Annotated in this window: 12 protein-coding genes; 6 read left to right on the top strand and 6 right to left on the bottom strand. The window is 37.7% G+C overall.

Annotated features, from left to right (window positions below):
* Positions 1 to 55 precede the first annotated feature (55 nt).
* Both C0T34_RS01030 and C0T34_RS01025 read right to left on the bottom strand, forming a co-directional pair.
* The gene (locus C0T34_RS01030; protein WP_162556803.1) at positions 56 to 604 is read right to left on the bottom strand and encodes a fimbrial protein; all 549 of its coding nucleotides are present in this window, start codon (positions 602 to 604) and stop codon (positions 56 to 58) included.
* Positions 605 to 961: 357 nt separating this feature from the next.
* A complete protein-coding gene (locus C0T34_RS01025; protein ID WP_109849567.1) occupies positions 962 to 1585 on the bottom strand; it encodes an FMN-dependent NADH-azoreductase in 624 nt (207 codons plus the stop codon).
* 233 nt (positions 1586 to 1818) lie between these two features.
* Between C0T34_RS01025 and hrpA the strand changes: the two genes are divergently transcribed.
* On the top strand, positions 1819 to 5715 hold the full coding sequence (hrpA, locus tag C0T34_RS01020; RefSeq protein WP_109849566.1) for an ATP-dependent RNA helicase HrpA: 3897 nt from the start codon (positions 1819 to 1821) through the stop codon (positions 5713 to 5715).
* A gap of 242 nt (positions 5716 to 5957) precedes the next feature.
* On the opposite strand, the gene C0T34_RS01015 is transcribed toward hrpA, so the two are convergent.
* Both C0T34_RS01015 and ydgH read right to left on the bottom strand, forming a co-directional pair.
* Entirely contained in the window at positions 5958 to 7352 is a 1395-nt protein-coding gene (locus C0T34_RS01015; RefSeq protein WP_098942706.1) for an amino acid permease, read from the bottom strand.
* Positions 7353 to 7618: 266 nt separating this feature from the next.
* Positions 7619 to 8572, bottom strand: a complete 954-nt coding sequence (gene ydgH, locus C0T34_RS01010) for a DUF1471 family protein YdgH (protein WP_098942708.1) — start codon at positions 8570 to 8572, stop codon at positions 7619 to 7621.
* Between the two features lie 386 nt (positions 8573 to 8958).
* On the opposite strand from ydgH, the gene pntA reads away from it, so the two are divergent.
* Both pntA and pntB read left to right on the top strand, forming a co-directional pair.
* Complete coding sequence (gene pntA / locus C0T34_RS01005; RefSeq protein WP_098942710.1) at positions 8959 to 10488, top strand: Re/Si-specific NAD(P)(+) transhydrogenase subunit alpha; 1530 nt, start codon at positions 8959 to 8961, stop codon at positions 10486 to 10488.
* Between the two features lie 11 nt (positions 10489 to 10499).
* Entirely contained in the window at positions 10500 to 11888 is a 1389-nt protein-coding gene (gene pntB / locus C0T34_RS01000; RefSeq protein WP_098942712.1) for a Re/Si-specific NAD(P)(+) transhydrogenase subunit beta, read from the top strand.
* Between the two features lie 70 nt (positions 11889 to 11958).
* Here pntB and uspE read toward each other — a convergent pair whose 3' ends face one another.
* Together uspE and C0T34_RS00990 are read right to left on the bottom strand one after the other, a co-directional pair.
* A complete protein-coding gene (uspE, locus tag C0T34_RS00995) occupies positions 11959 to 12909 on the bottom strand; it encodes a universal stress protein UspE (RefSeq protein WP_036912992.1) in 951 nt (316 codons plus the stop codon).
* 141 nt (positions 12910 to 13050) lie between these two features.
* Entirely contained in the window at positions 13051 to 13809 is a 759-nt protein-coding gene (locus C0T34_RS00990; protein WP_036912995.1) for an FNR family transcription factor, read from the bottom strand.
* Positions 13810 to 14382: 573 nt separating this feature from the next.
* Between C0T34_RS00990 and C0T34_RS00985 the strand changes: the two genes are divergently transcribed.
* Genes C0T34_RS00985 through C0T34_RS00975 form a run of 3 tightly spaced genes read left to right on the top strand, consistent with a single transcriptional unit; the run spans position 14383 to position 18268 of the window.
* Positions 14383 to 16773, top strand: coding sequence for a DMSO/selenate family reductase complex A subunit (locus C0T34_RS00985; RefSeq protein WP_109849565.1), 2391 nt, complete (start codon positions 14383 to 14385; stop codon positions 16771 to 16773).
* Positions 16770 to 17399 (top strand): DMSO/selenate family reductase complex B subunit, encoded by a 630-nt coding sequence (locus C0T34_RS00980; RefSeq protein ID WP_098942716.1) that lies wholly within the window; start codon positions 16770 to 16772, stop codon positions 17397 to 17399. Before C0T34_RS00985 ends, C0T34_RS00980 begins: the two co-directional genes overlap by 4 nt.
* The gene (locus C0T34_RS00975) at positions 17396 to 18268 is read left to right on the top strand and encodes a DmsC/YnfH family molybdoenzyme membrane anchor subunit (RefSeq protein WP_098942718.1); all 873 of its coding nucleotides are present in this window, start codon (positions 17396 to 17398) and stop codon (positions 18266 to 18268) included. The genes C0T34_RS00980 and C0T34_RS00975 overlap by 4 nt, the downstream gene beginning before the upstream one ends.
* The last annotated feature ends 1 nt before the right edge of the window (position 18269 follow it).

The raw sequence follows: 18269 nt of genomic DNA, 5'->3' as shown, positions 1-18269 counted from the left end.
AAAGTATAAATATTAAAACAAAGCTGGTATACCAGCTTTGTTGATTTATGGAATTTTAATCTACAGCAATATCACTATATATAACATCAAAAGTTAAAGTGGATGATACTAAACCTGGTGTCGCATCTAGCCCATTAGGTTTTATATAGTTAACGTCAAATAAGAATTGTGCGCTGTGATCTTCTTTATTTACATTTGATTTAAATTCTTTAGGTTTTTTATTACTTAATTCAATAATGTTTTTATCAGCATCAAAAATTGCAATATCAACATTGCTACCGTTATCAGCTAAATTTTTTAAAAGTCGTTTAGTTTGTTGAGGTATTTGTAATTGTATACTATTAATGTTTTCGGCACAGTTAGTAAATTGAATCGAAAGGGGTTGAGCTGGAGTGTTGGCAATATGATCATCACCAAAATTATTTGCTTGAACAGGCGGTAACTCAATGGGTTGTATTTCATCTAGTTGACATCTTGGAATTGGCGTAACAGAACCCTTAATTGTAATTGTTCCTACATTTTTTTCTGTATATTCAGCAGCATTTGATTGAATTGATAAAAAAGTCGTAGATAGAATAAATAATGAGAGTATGTTTTTTTTCATCGAAAGTTCCATTTATTGAATTAAGGAAATTATTTAATTACTTCTATATTAATTAAAGCGATTAAATCTTATTAATTTATTTTTTATAAATCAAATCGGTTTTTTATATGAATATTTATTTATAATATGAATAAAAGAATAAACCATAAAATATGGCTATTAAAATAATCTTTATTTTGTTATTAATTTGATAATTTGATTAAATTTGGTTTTTCTTGCTATTAAAGTTTTTAAATTATAAATTAGAAATGATTTTTTTATAAAAGAAGAATTAGCATATCTTTGTATTTGATGAAGTATAAAATTTAGATATAAAAAAAGCACCTAAAGTAGGTGCTTTAAGAAGAATATAAATTATTATTTTACTGTAATGCTTCTTGAGTTAATAACAGCATCAATTTCTTTTTGTGCTTGTAGGTGAGATTGTTGTGCGTATTCTTCACCATATGCGGTACCTTCAGCCATAATAAACTGTACGTCATTGATACCGATAAAAGCTAAAAATTGTTTTAGGAATGGAACAATAAGATCAGAAGGTTGATCTTTATGAACACCACCACGACTGGTTAATACAATCGCTTGTTTATTTTCAAGCAAGCCAACAGAACCCGCTTCAGTATATTTAAACGTTTCACCAGCGCGAGCGATAAAATCAATATAATGTTTTAATTGAGCCGAAATTGAAAAGTTATACATTGGTGCAGTAATCACTATCATATCGTGAGCTTTTAATTCACTAATTAACTCATCTGATAATGCTCTGGCTGCTTTTTGTTCATCCGATAGCATCGCTGTTTCTTTGCCAAAAGCAAATAGCGTTGCTTGGTCTAAAGTAGGCACAGGATTTTTAGCGAGGTCACGTACTGTAATTAAGTCATCTTTATGATTACTTTGCCAATTTTCAATTAAGTAATCGGCCATTTTATTACTGTGCGAATAGCTATCTAAAATACTGGATTTCAGTACAAGGATCTTTTTCATTATTTTCTCGTGGTCTATAACATGTTCTATTTATTTAAATTTATTAGTTGGTAGTAGTTTACCCGATCTTTAAAATATCACATCACAATCCTTTGAATATGCTATTCAAAATTATTGATTATATAAAATTATATACTAATAAATTTAATCAAGCCTTTATGTGCCAATAGTCGGTTGTGATATCATACGGGCATTAGTTTTGATTAGAATAACCTCATAAAGGATAATAAAAGGTGACATTATCATCTGCCACGCTCTATCAAGAAATAGAGCAATTATCGTTGCGGGAGCAGCAACGATTAAGAAAACGTCTACGTGGCGTCGCTAAAATTAATAATGAAGAGTCTAAACAAGCGGTATTAAGTGCAATTAAAGACGATATTACAACAGCACAACAGATGATAATTCGCCGTCGTGCCAATTGTCCTGAAATTACTTACCCAGAAAACCTTCCTGTTAGCCAAAAGAAAGATGCCATCTATAATGCAATAAGAGATAACCAAGTCGTTATTATTGCAGGAGAAACTGGCTCAGGTAAAACAACACAGATCCCTAAAATCTGTCTTGAGTTAGGACGAGGGGTCAAAGGTTTTATTGGTCATACTCAGCCTCGCCGTTTGGCTGCACGGTCAGTAGCTGAACGTATTGCTCATGAGTTAAAAAGTACGTTAGGAGGATCTGTAGGTTATAAGGTTCGCTTTAGTGATCATGTTGGCGATAATACTCTTGTCAAGTTAATGACAGATGGTATTTTATTGGCAGAATTACAGCAAGATAAGCTGTTACTTCAATATGACACTATCATTATTGATGAAGCCCATGAACGCAGTTTAAATATCGATTTTATTCTTGGCTATTTAAAACAGCTATTACCTAAACGCCCTGATTTAAAAGTTATTATTACTTCTGCAACCATCGATCCTGAACGTTTTTCTAAACATTTTAATCAAGCACCTATTATTGAGGTGTCAGGTCGAACTTATCCTGTTGAAGTTAGATATCGTCCTATTGGTGGTGACGAACTTGATAGTGATAAGGATATGACTGATGGTATTGTTGATGCTATTGATGAATTAAGCAGAGAAAGTGCGGGTGATATTCTTATTTTTATGAGTGGTGAGCGCGAAATTCGCGACACTGCTGATGCGTTGAATAAATTACAACTTCGCCATACGGAAGTATTACCTTTATTTGCCCGTTTATCTAACAGTGAACAGAATCGAATATTTCATCCTCATAACGGTAGACGTATTATTTTAGCGACTAACGTCGCCGAAACGTCATTAACTGTACCCGGTATTAAGTACGTTATTGATACCGGCTTTGCGCGTGTTAGCCGTTATAGTTATCGTACTAAAGTACAACGGCTTCCAATTGAACCTATTTCTCAAGCTTCGGCAAATCAAAGAAAAGGGCGTTGTGGTCGTGTTTCTGACGGTATTTGTATTCGTCTTTATTCAGAAGATGATTTTATTTCTCGCTCTGAGTTTACTGATCCTGAAATATTAAGAACTAATCTTGCATCTGTTATTTTACAAATGACGTCGATAGGGTTAGGTGATATTAGTGCTTTCCCATTTGTGCAGCCACCGGATAAACGCAATATTCAAGATGGTGTTCGTTTATTAGAGGAACTAGGCGCGTTACAAAACGAAACTGACCACAATGGTGCTTATCGTTTAACTCCAATGGGGAAACAACTTGCACAACTTCCTATCGATCCTCGTTTAGCGAGAATGGTACTTGAAGCGCGTAAATATGGCGCAGTGAAAGAGTTGATGGTCATTACATCAGCACTTTCGATTCAAGATCCGCGCGAAAGACCAATGGATAAACAGCAAGCCTCTGATGAAAAGCATCGACGCTTCCAAGATAAAGACTCTGACTTCTTATCTTTTTTAAATATGTGGGATTATTTAAAAACTCAGCAAAAAGAGTTGAGTCAATCTCAATTTAGAAAATTGTGTCGCCAAGAATTCTTAAACTTTATGCGAGTAAGGGAATGGCAAGATGTTTATACACAGTTGCGACAAGTTGTTAAAGAGTTAGGGTTCCCTGTTAATAGTGAGCCTGCTGATTTTAGAAGTGTTCATGTTGCGTTATTAAGTGGCTTGTTGTCACATATTGGACAAAAAGATGCAGATAAACAAGAATTCACTGGCGCAAGAAATGCCCGTTTTTCTATTTATCCTGGCTCGGGCTTATTCAAAAAACCACCGAAATGGACAATGGTGGCAGAGCTAGTCGAGACGTCTCGTCTATGGGGAAGAATTGCGGCACGCGTTGAACCTGAATGGATAGAACCTATCGCTGAACATTTGGTGAAACATCAATATAGCGAACCTCATTGGTCAAAAGCGCAAGGCGCTGTAATGGCTAATGAAAAAGTCACCTTGTATGGTTTACCGATTGTTGCTTCTCGACCTATTAATTATAGTCAAATTGATCCACTTTTATGTCGTGAGCTTTTTATTCGCCACGCGTTAGTGGAGGGAGATTGGCAAACTCGCCATGCATTTTTCCGTGACAATTTAAAATTACGCACAGAAGTTGAAGAGTTAGAGCATAAATCTCGTCGTCGAGACATTCTTGTCGATGATGAAACAATGTTTACGTTCTACGATCAACGAATACCTCAGGATGTCGTTTCGTCTCGTCATTTTGATAAATGGTGGAAAGAGGCACAAAAGGCATCACCTGATCTGCTTAACTTTGAAAAAAGTATGCTTATCAAAGATGATGCTAAACGTGTTAGTGCGCTAGATTATCCAAATTATTGGCACCAAGATAATTTAAAATTACGCTTAACCTATCAATTTGAACCGGGTACTGCGGCTGATGGTGTCACTGTTCATATTCCATTACCTATTTTGAATCAGGTAAAAGACGAAGGTTTTGACTGGCAAATTCCAGGTATTCGCCATGAATTGATTGTAGCTTTAATTAAGTCACTACCAAAACCTATCCGTCGTAATTTTGTACCAGCACCTAATTATGCTTCTGCATTTTTAGAGCGTGTACCTCAAGTTGAAGGTGATTTACTCGATAGGCTTGAAAAAGAGTTGCGCCGTATGACAGGAGTGACTGTCGATAGAGAAAGCTGGCAGCTTGACCAAGTCGCTGATCACTTAAAAATGACATTCCGTGTTGTTGGCGAAAAAAATAAAACGCTGGCAGAAAGTAAAGATCTCAATAAATTAAAAGAGAACTTAAAGGAAAAAGTGCAAGAAACATTATCAGCAGTCGCCGATGATGGTATTGAACAACAAGATTTACATATTTGGAGTTTTGGTGATTTGCCTCAGCGTTATGAGCAAAAACGGGGTGGCTATTCAATGAAAGCTTATCCTGCACTCGTGGATGAAAAAAACAGTGTGGGTATTAAGCTTTTTGAAACAGAATCTGAACAGCAAGCTTCAATGTGGGAAGGGATAAGACGATTATTATTATTAAATATTCCGTCACCTATTAAATATCTGCATGAAAAATTACCTAATAAAGCAAAACTTGGTCTTTACTTTAACCCTTATGGCAAAGTGTTGGAGCTGATTGATGATTGTATTGCTTGTGGTGTTGATAAACTGATGTCGTCTTATGGTGGTTTAATTTGGCAAGAAGATGAATATCAAAAACTGCAAGAATATGTCAGAGCTGAGCTAAACGATGCTGTGGTTGAAATAGCAAAACAAGTTGAAGCGATTTTAACTCAAGTATTTGCTATTAATAAGCGTTTAAAAGGGCGGGTGGATATTAGCGTTGCTTTTGCATTATCTGATATTAAAGCTCAACTTGGTCAGTTAGTTTTTCCTGGTTTTGTAACCTCTCATGGATGGAAACGCCTTGCGGATATTCCTCGTTATTTGAGTGCAATTGAAAAACGAATGGAAAAACTAGCTATTGATCCTAATCGCGATCGGGCGCAAATGAGTCGAGTTGAAAATGTTATTCAGCAGTGGCAACAGTGGTTAGGTAAACTAACCGAGAAACAAAAGCAGCAAGAAGAAGTGCAAAATATTCGTTGGATGATAGAAGAGCTAAGAGTAAGCCTATTTGCTCAACAGATAGGGACTCCATATCCAATATCAGATAAACGCATATTGCAAGCGATGGAACAAATTAGTTTTAATTAATCAAACTATTATATATTTAGACCCACGGGAATTTATGCTTCTCGTGGGTTTTTTATTACCTTGCTAATTAATAGTTACCCATATATTAGTTACAACATACTATATGATTCTTGATTTATACACACTTAACCATCCGTGTAAAAAATAACAGCTTGTCAGGGAAATTTTTTGACTTAAGTGGAATTTTCTTGAAGAGAAGAGAGGTTGAGAGGTACTGTTTTTCAGCACCCCTCAGATTATCTTTAGTAAATAGTTAAGTAACCCAATGCTGGAATAGCGCCAAATAAGACAAGAGCTAACAGAATTTTCTCACTTAAGAGTAGCGGTTTTTTATCTTTATACTGTTTGCGTGTATATAAAAACATCAGAATACCTGGTGCATACAGAACAACAGAGAGTAATAAATTAATGACACCTGATGCATAAAGTAACCATAAACCATATAAACTTGCCGGTATGGCAATTAACAATAAAGCACGACTACTGCGAGCAACTGCTACTTTAAATAAAAATGCACCTACGAGGAAGTAAGGAACCAGGATCATCTCTGATGCAATAGTCAGTAATGTGTTGTAGTTACTTCCTGTCAGCCAAATTAAAACTAAAGAGAATTGAACAGCACAATTGGTAAACCATAACGAAGCTGAAGGAGCATCATTTTTATTCTGCTTCCCTAATTGTTTCGGGAAAGAGTGATGTAGTGCGGCAATATATGGTACTTCCGCGGCCATAATTGTCCAGCTTAAATAAGCACCACATACAGAAAGAATAAGGCCTGCTGCAATAATTATCTCGCCCATGTTACCAATAAGTTGAACAAGTAGTGGTGCCATTGATGGGTTTTTCATCGCGGCCAATTCTGCTTGGGTAACTAAACCTTGTGATAACAAAGTCACAAGAATATAGATAATCAATGCGATGACAACGGCAAGTACTGTTGCTAAACCAACATCACGACGGTTTTTAGCTCTTGCGGAAACAACAACTGCGCCTTCAATACCAATAAATACCCACAGCGTGATCAGCATGGTATTTTTGACTTGATCCCAAACTGGGACACCTAGATTTACACCTTTAAAATCAAGGGTAAATATATCCATATTGAAAGCTAATAGGGAGACAATAACAAATAATCCTAAAGGAAGTAGCTTTGCCATTGTTGCCATTAAATTAATACTGGCTGCAGTTTGAACACCCCGTAGAACAAGAAAATGAACAACCCAAAGTAAGATTGACTCACCAATTAATGCTTGCCATGTATTTCCATCACCAAAAATGACGTTCTCTTGTGTGTCTGTAAAAAAACTAAAGGCAGCAAAGACAATAACAAGATAAGAAACGTTAGCAACGACAGCACAAACCCAATAACCCCATGCTGAACAAAAACCAATGAACTCACCAAATCCTTCTTTCGCATAGGTAAAAATACCACCATCAAGATCAGGTCGAAGGCGAGAGAGGAGTAATAAAGATGTAGCAAGAAAGAGGATACCAATGCCTGTTATCACCCAGCCAATAATCAATGCGGCAGGGCTGGCAACTTCGGCCATATTTTGAGGCAAACTGAATACACCTGCACCAACCATTGAGCTTAATACTAATGCGGTGAGTGATATTAAGCCAAGTTTCTTATTCAAGGATAATTACCTACATGATTAAAATTGTAAATAAATAGCGTATTTTCTTGTTTTTTGGTCAGTAAATAGAATAAATATGAATATCTCAAATTTAAATAAAGATAAAAACACTAAAAAACAGCGAGATTTTACGGAGAGTTGACTTGGTTGTCTATGCATTAAATCATAAAAATTATTCACTTTTACAAAAATAATGTCTGATTGATTAAATTTTGCATAAAAAAAACCTTGCATCTGCAAGGTTTTTATCAATAGGAAATTTTTTATTACTTGAATAGGTCTGCCGTAATAGTGACTGTACCGCCATCACTTTGCCATTCATTGGTAATATGGTAATACTTAGCGCCTTTTGCTGCTGCACGCTTAGCAACCTGATACGAGATTTCTGGTGAGTTTACAAAGTATCCACTAAAAGTAATGGTATCAAAAGGATCCATTAATGCAGCAGCTGCTTTGTTAACTTCTTGAATTTCAGTGCCATCTGGTAAAGTTACAGTGTAACGACCGCTTGCACCAGAACTTTGCGTTTCAGCAAAGGTACCTACGCTTCTATCAAAATCAGTGTTTGATGCAAGACCTGGTTTCTCAACTTTATTGGCAGCGGCTCCACCTTCTGCAATAAGTGCGCGACCTGCATCAGAATCATAAGGAACAACCGCTTCTGGTGCTTGAATAGCCCGTTTAGGTGCATCTTTTTTGTAGATATAAGCTGTTACTTCTTGGTTACCACCATCATTCGTTGATACGTTACGAACAATAAAGAATGATGCTGCACCTTTTTTGGCTGCTGCTTTTGCAATTGCGTCGTTAATATCAGGGGTTGTAGGGTAATAACCGCGGATAGAAACTGTATCAAATGGTTGTAGCAGAATTGCTTCAGGTTTTGGTAGCTCTTTTACGCCATGAAAAACGCGATAGCTTTCTTGATCTGCTTTGGGTGCATCTTTATGGTATAGATCAGCAGTAACACTCATGTTGCCGCTATCACTAATATCATCTAGGCCTTGAATATAGAAACTATCAGCGCCGACTTTATCCGCACGACGAGATACCGCATCAGCGGCTTCATAAATAGCGTTAAAACGACCGATAACTGTAATTCTTTCAAATGGTTTTAGTTCTGCAGCTTGTTCGGGTGTTAATTCCTGAGCAGCCTGCGCAACAGTGATATTAGTTAAAGACAACATCGCTGCTGCGATGACTGAAGTTTTCAGCTTCATACAAAATCCTTCCGCCTTGCGCAATTAATATTGGTCATGTGCTGAACGTCGTGGTTTATCACATAGGGATTAATTATTACATGTAATAATAGCATTTGTCGCATTATTTTATTTAGCGAATCACCACAGAGTCAAATGGCCAGTATATGTTACCAGATATTTACCTGAATATAGTGAATAATTCATAAATATGCCTTTTCGACTAAAATGATCCAATTAAGTTCAATTTTAGCTTTACACAGATATAGATTATTGGTTTTATTTTCAGTAGGTTATTAGAGCTCCGATTAATGACATGCATATTATTATTTTTAACATTTTTTTTGCATGAATGTGAAGTTAACGGAGAAATTTTAACAGATCTCTATGGATAAGAAGGGAAAATTATGCGAATTGGTATACCCAAAGAGCGACTTTCTAATGAAACAAGGGTTGCAGCTACACCAGCTACAGTGACTCAACTCATAAAATTAGGATTTACAGTCGCAGTTGAAAATGGTGCAGGTATTGCCTCAAGCTTCGAAGATAAAGCTTATCAGGAAGCCGGTGCCGAGATCCTCGCTCTTCAAAATGTTTGGGAATCAGATATTATTTTGAAGGTAAATGCGCCGCTAGATAATGAAATAGCGTTGCTACAAGATGGTGCAACACTGGTGAGTTTTATTTGGCCAGCTCAAAATGTAGCATTGCTCGAAAAGTTAGCTGAAAAGAATATTAACGTTATGGCAATGGATAGTGTTCCACGTATTTCTCGTGCACAATCCCTTGATGCGTTAAGTTCAATGGCAAACATTGCAGGTTATCGCGCCGTTGTAGAAGCAGCCCATGAATTCGGAAGATTCTTTACTGGGCAAATTACTGCTGCAGGTAAAGTACCACCAGCTAAAGTGATGGTTATTGGCGCGGGTGTTGCAGGTCTTGCTGCAATTGGTGCGGCAGGAAGCCTCGGCGCAATTGTTCGTGCATTTGATACTCGTCCTGAAGTGAAAGAACAAGTTCAAAGCATGGGGGCTGAATTCCTCGAGCTTGATTTTAAAGAAGAAGCAGGCAGTGGTGATGGCTACGCTAAGGTAATGTCAAAAGCATTTATTGATGCTGAAATGGCATTATTTGCAGAACAGGCAAAAGATGTTGATATCATCATTACAACGGCATTAATTCCGGGAAAACCCGCTCCTCGTTTAATTACGAAAGAGATGGTCGATTCGATGAAGCCGGGAAGTGTTGTAGTTGATCTTGCCGCTCAAAATGGTGGTAACTGCGAATATACCGTGCCTAATGAAGTCTTTACGACGGAACATGGCGTAAAAATCATTGGTTACACTGATTTAGCCGCTCGTTTACCTGCACAGTCATCTCAGCTTTATGGTACTAACTTAGTTAACCTACTGAAATTATTGTGTAAAGAAAAAGACGGTAATATCAATATCGATTTTGATGATGTTGTTATTCGTGGGGTGACCGTTATTCGTGCTGGTGAAGTAACATGGCCTGCGCCACCAATTCAAGTTTCAGCGCAACCTAAAGCAGCTCCTGCTGCAAAGCCACAAGAAAAACCCGTTGCTAAACCAGTTTCACCTTGGAAGAAATACAGTTTATTAGCGATAGCTTTCTTATTGTTTGCATGGCTTGCAAATGTTGCACCGAAAGAATTTTTATCACACTTTACGGTATTCGCACTTTCTTGTGTTGTAGGTTATTACGTTGTTTGGAATGTAAGTCATTCATTACATACACCATTAATGTCAGTTACAAACGCAATTTCAGGCATTATCGTCGTCGGTGCTTTACTCCAAATTGGTAGTGGTGGCTGGGTTAGCCTATTTTCGTTTATCGCAATATTGATTGCGAGTATTAATATTTTTGGTGGGTTTACTGTTACTCAACGTATGTTGAAAATGTTCCGTAAAGGATAAGGGAGACAATTATGTCCAGCGGAGTTGTTACAGCGGCATATATTGTCGCCGCAATATTATTTATTTTCAGCCTTGCCGGCTTATCAAAGCATGAAACCTCTAAACAAGGTAACTACTTTGGTATTGCAGGGATGGCAATTGCACTGTTCGCAACCATTTTCGGGCCTTATGCTGGTAATGTGGGTTGGATCATTATTGCAATGGTAATCGGTGCTGTTATTGGTATTCGTTTAGCTAAAAAAGTCGAAATGACTCAGATGCCAGAATTGGTCGCAATTTTACACAGTTTTGTGGGTTTAGCGGCGGTTTTAGTCGGTTTTAACAGTTATCTTGACCACAATACAGCAATGGACCCTGTAATGGTAAATATTCACCTAACAGAAGTCTTTTTAGGGATCTTCATTGGTGCTGTTACATTTACGGGTTCAATTGTCGCTTATGGTAAATTAAGTGGAAAAATGTCATCTAAACCGATGATGTTACCTAATCGCCATAAATTAAATCTTGCAGCTTTAGTTGTTTCTTTCTTATTGATGGTTTGGTTTGTTAAAACTGACAGTGTTGGTTTACAAGTTTTCTTAATCATCGTAATGACTGTGATTGCCTTGGCGTTTGGTTGGCATTTAGTTGCATCAATTGGTGGTGCGGATATGCCAGTTGTTGTTTCGATGCTGAACTCTTACTCCGGATGGGCTGCTGCTGCTGCGGGCTTTATGTTAAGTAATGACCTGTTGATTGTAACAGGTGCATTAGTGGGTTCTTCAGGTGCAATCCTTTCTTATATTATGTGTAAGGCGATGAATCGCTCTTTTATTAGCGTAATAGCTGGCGGATTTGGTACTGATGGCTCAGCTTCAACAGAAGAAGGTGAAATGGGCGAGTACCGCGAAACAACCGCTGAAGAAGTGGCTGATATGCTGAAAAACTCCACATCGGTTATTATCACTCCTGGTTACGGATTGGCGGTTGCTCAAGCACAATATCCTGTACATGATATTACTGAAAAATTACGTCAGCGTGGTGTGAAAGTGCGTTTTGGTATTCACCCAGTAGCAGGGCGTTTACCGGGCCATATGAATGTGTTGTTAGCAGAAGCCAAAGTACCTTATGACGTTGTATTAGAAATGGATGAGATTAATGATGATTTCTCTGACACTGATACGGTTTTAGTTATTGGTGCTAACGATACAGTAAACCCAGCGGCACAAGATGATCCAAACAGCCCAATTGCAGGTATGCCAGTATTAGAAGTGTGGAAAGCGCAGAATGTTATTGTGTTTAAACGCTCAATGAATACAGGTTATGCAGGGGTTCAAAATCCGCTGTTTTTTAAAGAGAATACACAAATGTTGTTTGGTGATGCTAAAGCCAGTGTGGATGCAATTTTAAAAGCGCTGTAATAGATACAAATAGTGAATAGTAAAAAGCCAGTCAAAAATTGACTGGCTTTTTTAATGGATACTTCAACAATTAATCGTGATCACTATCAACAGTAATAGGGCAAGTAAACCCGTCCGGTTTAATAGCTAACAAATCACACTTAATATGATCAATAAGTTGTTCTGCTGTATTTCCTAAGAATGCAGCAGATAGGCCAGTTCTTCCTAATATACCTAAAACAACAATCCCAGCATTTAGCTCTTCACAAACTTGAGGGATCACTTGCTCTGGTAATCCTTCTTTAACATGTGTTTTCTCTTCTGGGATACAGAATTTCTGGCGTAGCTCTTTCATCGCAATAAGATGCTGACCACGTAATGCATTGTTATAAAGATTTGGATCAAAATCAGGCAGCTCAATCGCAATATTAATAGGCGCAACAGGGTAGGCGCTAAGTAAATGGACATCAGGATCTTTTTGTATGCGATGAGATAAGTCGGTTGTTAGCTCAATCAGTTTTAGATTAAGCGCGTCATGATAAGATTCTTCATTTGATAAATTTGCGGCGACAACGATCGTACCGTATTCAGGCCACTCTTTATCTTTGACCATCCAAACAGGGCAAGGGCATTTTCTAAGCAATTGCCAATCAAGCGGGGTAAAAATAAGCGAACCTAATTTATCATGTTGGTGAGCCATTTTAATCAGTAAGTCATGTTGATGTGCAACGACTTCTTCAATAATTGCTTCATAAGGGCGATTATGCCAAATGACTTTGATATCAATCTCTATACCGGCTTCAAGGTAATAGCGTGCTTGTTGTTTGATCCAAGCTGCCTTTTGGCTGATAACACCTTTGCGCATTGCATTGCGTTCATCGGGAGATAAAAGGGTTGTCATGTCATAAGAGAGATCATAAACAGGTAGAAAAGCTTTTATCCGCCCACCATTACGCTGAACGATATAGACAGCACGACGAAGTGCTGGTTGGTCATCTTGGTTAGGATCAATGACAACGAGAAGGTTTTGATATTTTTCCATTGTAATATCCTCTTTAGGGCTGGATTTATCCATCTACAATTTAAAGATAACCCAAGAAGATAAAATGCAATAGCATAAAATAGAAAACGGGGCACAAATTTGTGTGCCCCGTTATAAAATTAGCATGTGAAATGTAACAGATTAAACTTCAACTGATGAAGGAAGCTTGCCTGCAAGTTCACTTAACAATGTACTATCTTCGATAGTAATGTATTTGCCTTTAACGCTTAACATGCCACTTTTTTGGAAGCGACCAAGTAAGCGACTAATCGTTTCAACGGTTAAACCTAAGTAATTACCGATATCACCACGAGTCATGGTTAAACGGAATTCACGAGGAGAAAAACCGCGCTGTGCGAAGCGACGAGAGAGGTTATAAATAAAAGCAGCCAGACGTTCTTCTGCATTCTTTTTCGAGAGCAGTAAGATCATTTCTTGGTCACCTTTGATTTCACCACTCATTAGGCGCATCATTTGTTGACGTAAGTTAGGCATTTTGCCTGACAGGTCATCCAAAGTTTCGAATGGAATTTCACAAACCATAGATGTTTCTAAAGCTTGTGCGAAACTTGGGTGTTCAGTATTAATAATGGCGTCAAAGCCAACCAAATCACCAGCAAGATGAAATCCTGTTATTTGCTCGTCGCCTTCTTCCGTAATGGTATAACTTTTAATTGTACCGGAACGTATGGCATAAAGTGATTTCAGCTCATCACCTGCTTTAAACAAGGTTTGACCTTTTTGGATGGGCTTTTTACGCTCGATAATATTATCGAGTTGATCAAGCTCATGCTCGTTTAAAGTAAACGGGATGCAGAGCTGGCTAATACTGCAATCCTGACAATGGATTGCACAACCGCCAGATTGGATTCGGCGAACGACGCGTTTTTCTGGGATCATAAGCTTGCTCATTACAAATAAAAATATTGATATGCGTCAATTTTAACACATATTGCAGTAATTAGTAAGGGGAATAACGATACGTGTGGAAATAATTCTGAATGTAACAAAACATGTATCTTGATAAAAACAATGTTTTGCTTAAAGGTCTATTTAGAACAATTTGCGCTAACCCTATACTCAATTGGTATATTATTCGATTTTCTAACGAAGTCATAGTGCTATTACTAAATTATCCTTGTCAAAAGCCAAAAATGAAGAGGCGCTTCAATATTTTCTATCTTTATATTGACATTTTATTTACGGCTTTACCTTAAATTCGTGTTTTTTTTTGCATAACTCTTTATTTTTATAACAAAAAATTAGGTAAAGTTAACTAGATGTATTTTTGATACAACTTAATGCTACCTTGAATTAGCTTTTCCTTATAAAAAGTGGGGGATCTGCAAAGAAGTGCGAAATATTGAAACATTCTATTACCTCTTTAGTGGTATTGATGTACATCAATGAGGGTTTACCACTATATCCTATCATTTTTACTTATGAGAGTTGTTATGTGAGAATGATAAGTTAATGAAAAAAATAGAAAAAAGCGAGAAAAACAAAGGAACGATGTCACTAAGTCGCCGCCACTTTGTTCAAACGAGTGCTGCATTAGTTACGGTGCCATTTTTCGCACGAAATGCACAAGCTAATGTAGATGAAAGTTTGCCTATTGCAAAAATGGACGGAAACCCAGCTACCGTTGTAGCAACATGTAGTACTTTTGACTGTGGTGGTAAGTGCGATATTCGCGCCCATATAAAAGAAGGGATTGTCACTCGGATCACAACAAGACCTGATAATGAACTTGATGAATCAATGCCTATTATGAGAGCGTGCGTGCGCGGCAGAGGCTATCGTAAATTTTCTTATCATGCAGACAGACTAAAATACCCAATGAAACGCGTGGGTAAACGTGGTGAAGGTAAATTTGAACGTATTTCATGGGATGAAGCCACAACGCTTATTGCAGAAAATATTACACGTTTAACCGAAAAACATGGTGCAGCAAGCCGTTTCTTAACCGTCAATACCGCTGTAACAGGGGGGATCTTCTCTGGTGATACCATGATGAAGAAACTCTTCAATTTAACAGGTGGATACTTACCTTATTATCACTCTGTTAGTTTAGGGAATACGGTCAAAGTAACCCCTTATACTTACGGTATATCCAAAACAGGCAGTTCACTCGATACACTTGAAGATACGCCACTGGTGATTTTATGGGGTCATAACCCTAATGAAACCATTTTTGGTCACACAAACCATTATTTTCAAAAAATGAAAAATAAAGGGACCAAGTTTATTGTAGTCGATCCTCGTTATTCAGATACGGCTCAATCTCTTGCTGACCAATGGATACCTCTTTTACCAACAACAGATAATGCCTTAATGGATGCAATGATGTATGTCATTGTCACCGAAAACCTTCATGACAAACCTTTTATTGATAAATATGTCGTTGGTTTTGATGAAGAACATATGCCAGAAGGTGTTCCTGCTAATGAGTCCTTAGTGGCTTATTTAACAGGTCAAAAAGATGGAATAGAAAAAACACCTGAATGGGCAGAAAAAATTACTCGAGTACCCGCAAATACCATTCGTCAACTGGCACGCGAATATGCCATGACAAAACCAGCAGCCTTAATTCAAGGTTGGGGCCCTCAACGCCATATTTGTGGTGAGCGTAGTGCTCGTGGTTCAACATTACTCGCTACAATTACTGGAAATGTGGGTAAAAAAGGGGCATGGGCGGCAGGTTACGGCGGTATTGGTAATCGTCAATCTATACGTGGCCCGAATGTTGGGAAGAACCCAATTAAAGCGCAAATTTCCATCATGAATTGGATGCAAGCGGTTGATGATGCAAGCCAAGTACGTGTTGAAGATGGTCTTTTAGGTGTTGATAAACTCGATACCAATATCAAAATGATATTTTCTTTAGCAGGTAACTATTTAGTTAACCAAAACCCAGATGTAAATGCGGCAGCGAAATTATTAGCAGATGATTCAAAAGTTGAATTTATTGTTGCTAGTGACTTATACCTGTCTCCATCTGCAAAATATGCCGATCTAGTTTTACCTGAAACCAGTTTTCTAGAACGTTGGAACATTGGTAATACTTGGGGAACGGGTAACTATTTTCTTCTATCTGAAAAAGTGGTTGAGCCGGCTTTTGAACGTCGTTCTGATTATGAGTGGATAACAGACGTTGCAGAAAAAATGGGAGTAAAAGAGGCGTTTACTGAAGGTCGAAGTGAAAAAGAGTGGATAGCTCATCTTGTTGATACCAATAAAGAGCGTTTCCAAGATAGATCTGACTTCCCTAATTTTGAAGAGCTAATAAAAACACGTCGTTATCTTTTCAAAGATGAACCTTTTGTTGCCTTTGAAAAAAATATCAATGACTTTACGAATAACCCATTCCCAACGCCATCAGGAAAAATTGAGATTTTTTCTAAGCGTCTTTATGACATGAATAATCCAGATATTCCGGCTTTATCTCATTATGTACCTGCTATTGAAGGACCTGAAGATAAGTTAACAGCAAAATATCCATTGCAAATGCTAACTTGGAAAGGAAAAAATCGTGCAAACTCAACACAATATGCAAATCCTTGGTTACAAGAAGCACAACGCCAAGAAGCATGGATAAATCCAATTGATGCTGAAAATAGAGGTATCAAAAATGGCGATATGGTGCGTATCTATAACGACAGGGGAATAACTCAAATCCCAGCATTGGTTACACAACGCATTATTCCAGGTGTGGTGGGATTGCAAGCCGGTGCATGGTGGACACCTGATGAAAATGGTGTTGATCATGGTGGATGTCCTAATGTTTTAACATCAACACGAATGACACCATTAGCCCATGGTAACTCGCATTTAACCGTTTTAGTTGAGGTAGCCAAAGCATGAGTGACTTTAAAGAATATGCACCTGTGAGTGATGAACAGCTCGGTTTCTTTATTGATTCCTCTCGTTGCTCTGGTTGCAAAGCTTGCCAAGTGGCATGCAAAGACAAAAATAACTTGGAAGTAGGACGCCGTTTTCGCCGTATTTATGAAGTAAAAGGCGGTGGCTTTGCACCAACAGGACAAGGCGGTCTGGTTAATAATGTTTTTGCTTATACATTAACCATATCTTGTAACCACTGCGATTCACCTGTCTGTGTGAAAAATTGCCCAACTACCGCAATGCATAAGCGTGAAGACGATGGCATTGTTCGTGTGGATACCTCTAAATGTGTCGGTTGTGGATATTGTGCTTGGTCATGTCCTTACGGCGCACCACAAATGAATGAAGAAACTGGGCAGATGTCAAAATGCGATTTTTGCATCGATTTATTAGCCGAAGGCAAAAATCCAATTTGTGTTGATACCTGTCCGCTAAATGCGATTAAGTTTGGCAAAATTAAAGATCTAAGAGCGAAGTATGGGCATTTAAACCAAGTTCAAGGATTACCCGATTTTACGATGACCAATCCGAATTTAGTTATCAAACCTCATACTGGTGCGACGAAAAAGGAAGGAGTTAAAGCATGAGTGAATGGCCATTAGTTACCTTTACTTTGTTCGTCCAAAGTTCTGTGGGTGTGACAATTTTTACCGCACTTTATTTTTGCTGGCTAGAAAAAGAAATTGGTAATCAAAGAGCAACTGTTGCTATGCGTCCTGTATTATTAACAGCCACTATTTTAGGTTGCTTAGGATTATTAGCTTCAACTTTACACATGGGATATCCATGGAATGCTTTTCATGCATTACGCCATATCTCTTCATCATGGCTAAGTCGTGAAATCATATTTGCTGCAGTTTATCTTGGTGCATTATGCCTTTATACCTTAGTGATTTTGATAAAAGGGCATATGAATAAAACTATTCTGGCAATTATTGGTTTGCTTGGCATCATTGATATATTCTGTATGGCATCATTGTATTACAACACTTCAATGCTGACATGGATGCATGCAAATACCTATTTTATGTTTATAGGGGCATTATTTGCAGCAGGTGCGGTTATTGCACTATCAATAACAGGGTTTCGTGTTAAAGCATTTGTGAATGATGAATTAGCAAAAAAGGTTGTAATAAGTGCATTAGTCGTTGTTTTCCTTGCGGTAACAATACGTATGGCTGTACAGCCGTTCTATTTGGAATGGATGTCAGCAGTCATTTCAACAAATGATGCAATAACATTCCCTCATACGCCTATCATTGCGTATAATGAAACATTCGGATTAAGAATATCTGCATGGCTTATGTCAGTTCTTGGTATTTTAATGATGGGATACAGTGTATGGAAATATCGCAATGCTGTATTTACTTCAGGATTGCGTATGATATTAGCAAGTAGCGCAATAATACTGATTGCAGAAATTCTTAATCGTTTTGCATTCTTTATTGTTAAGTAGT

It is taken from the genome of Proteus sp. CA142267 (assembly GCF_003336825.1).
Lineage (GTDB): Bacteria > Pseudomonadota > Gammaproteobacteria > Enterobacterales > Enterobacteriaceae > Proteus > Proteus terrae.
The sequence above is the reverse complement of the archived record's forward strand: the minus strand, read 5'-3'. Positions and strand labels throughout refer to the sequence as shown.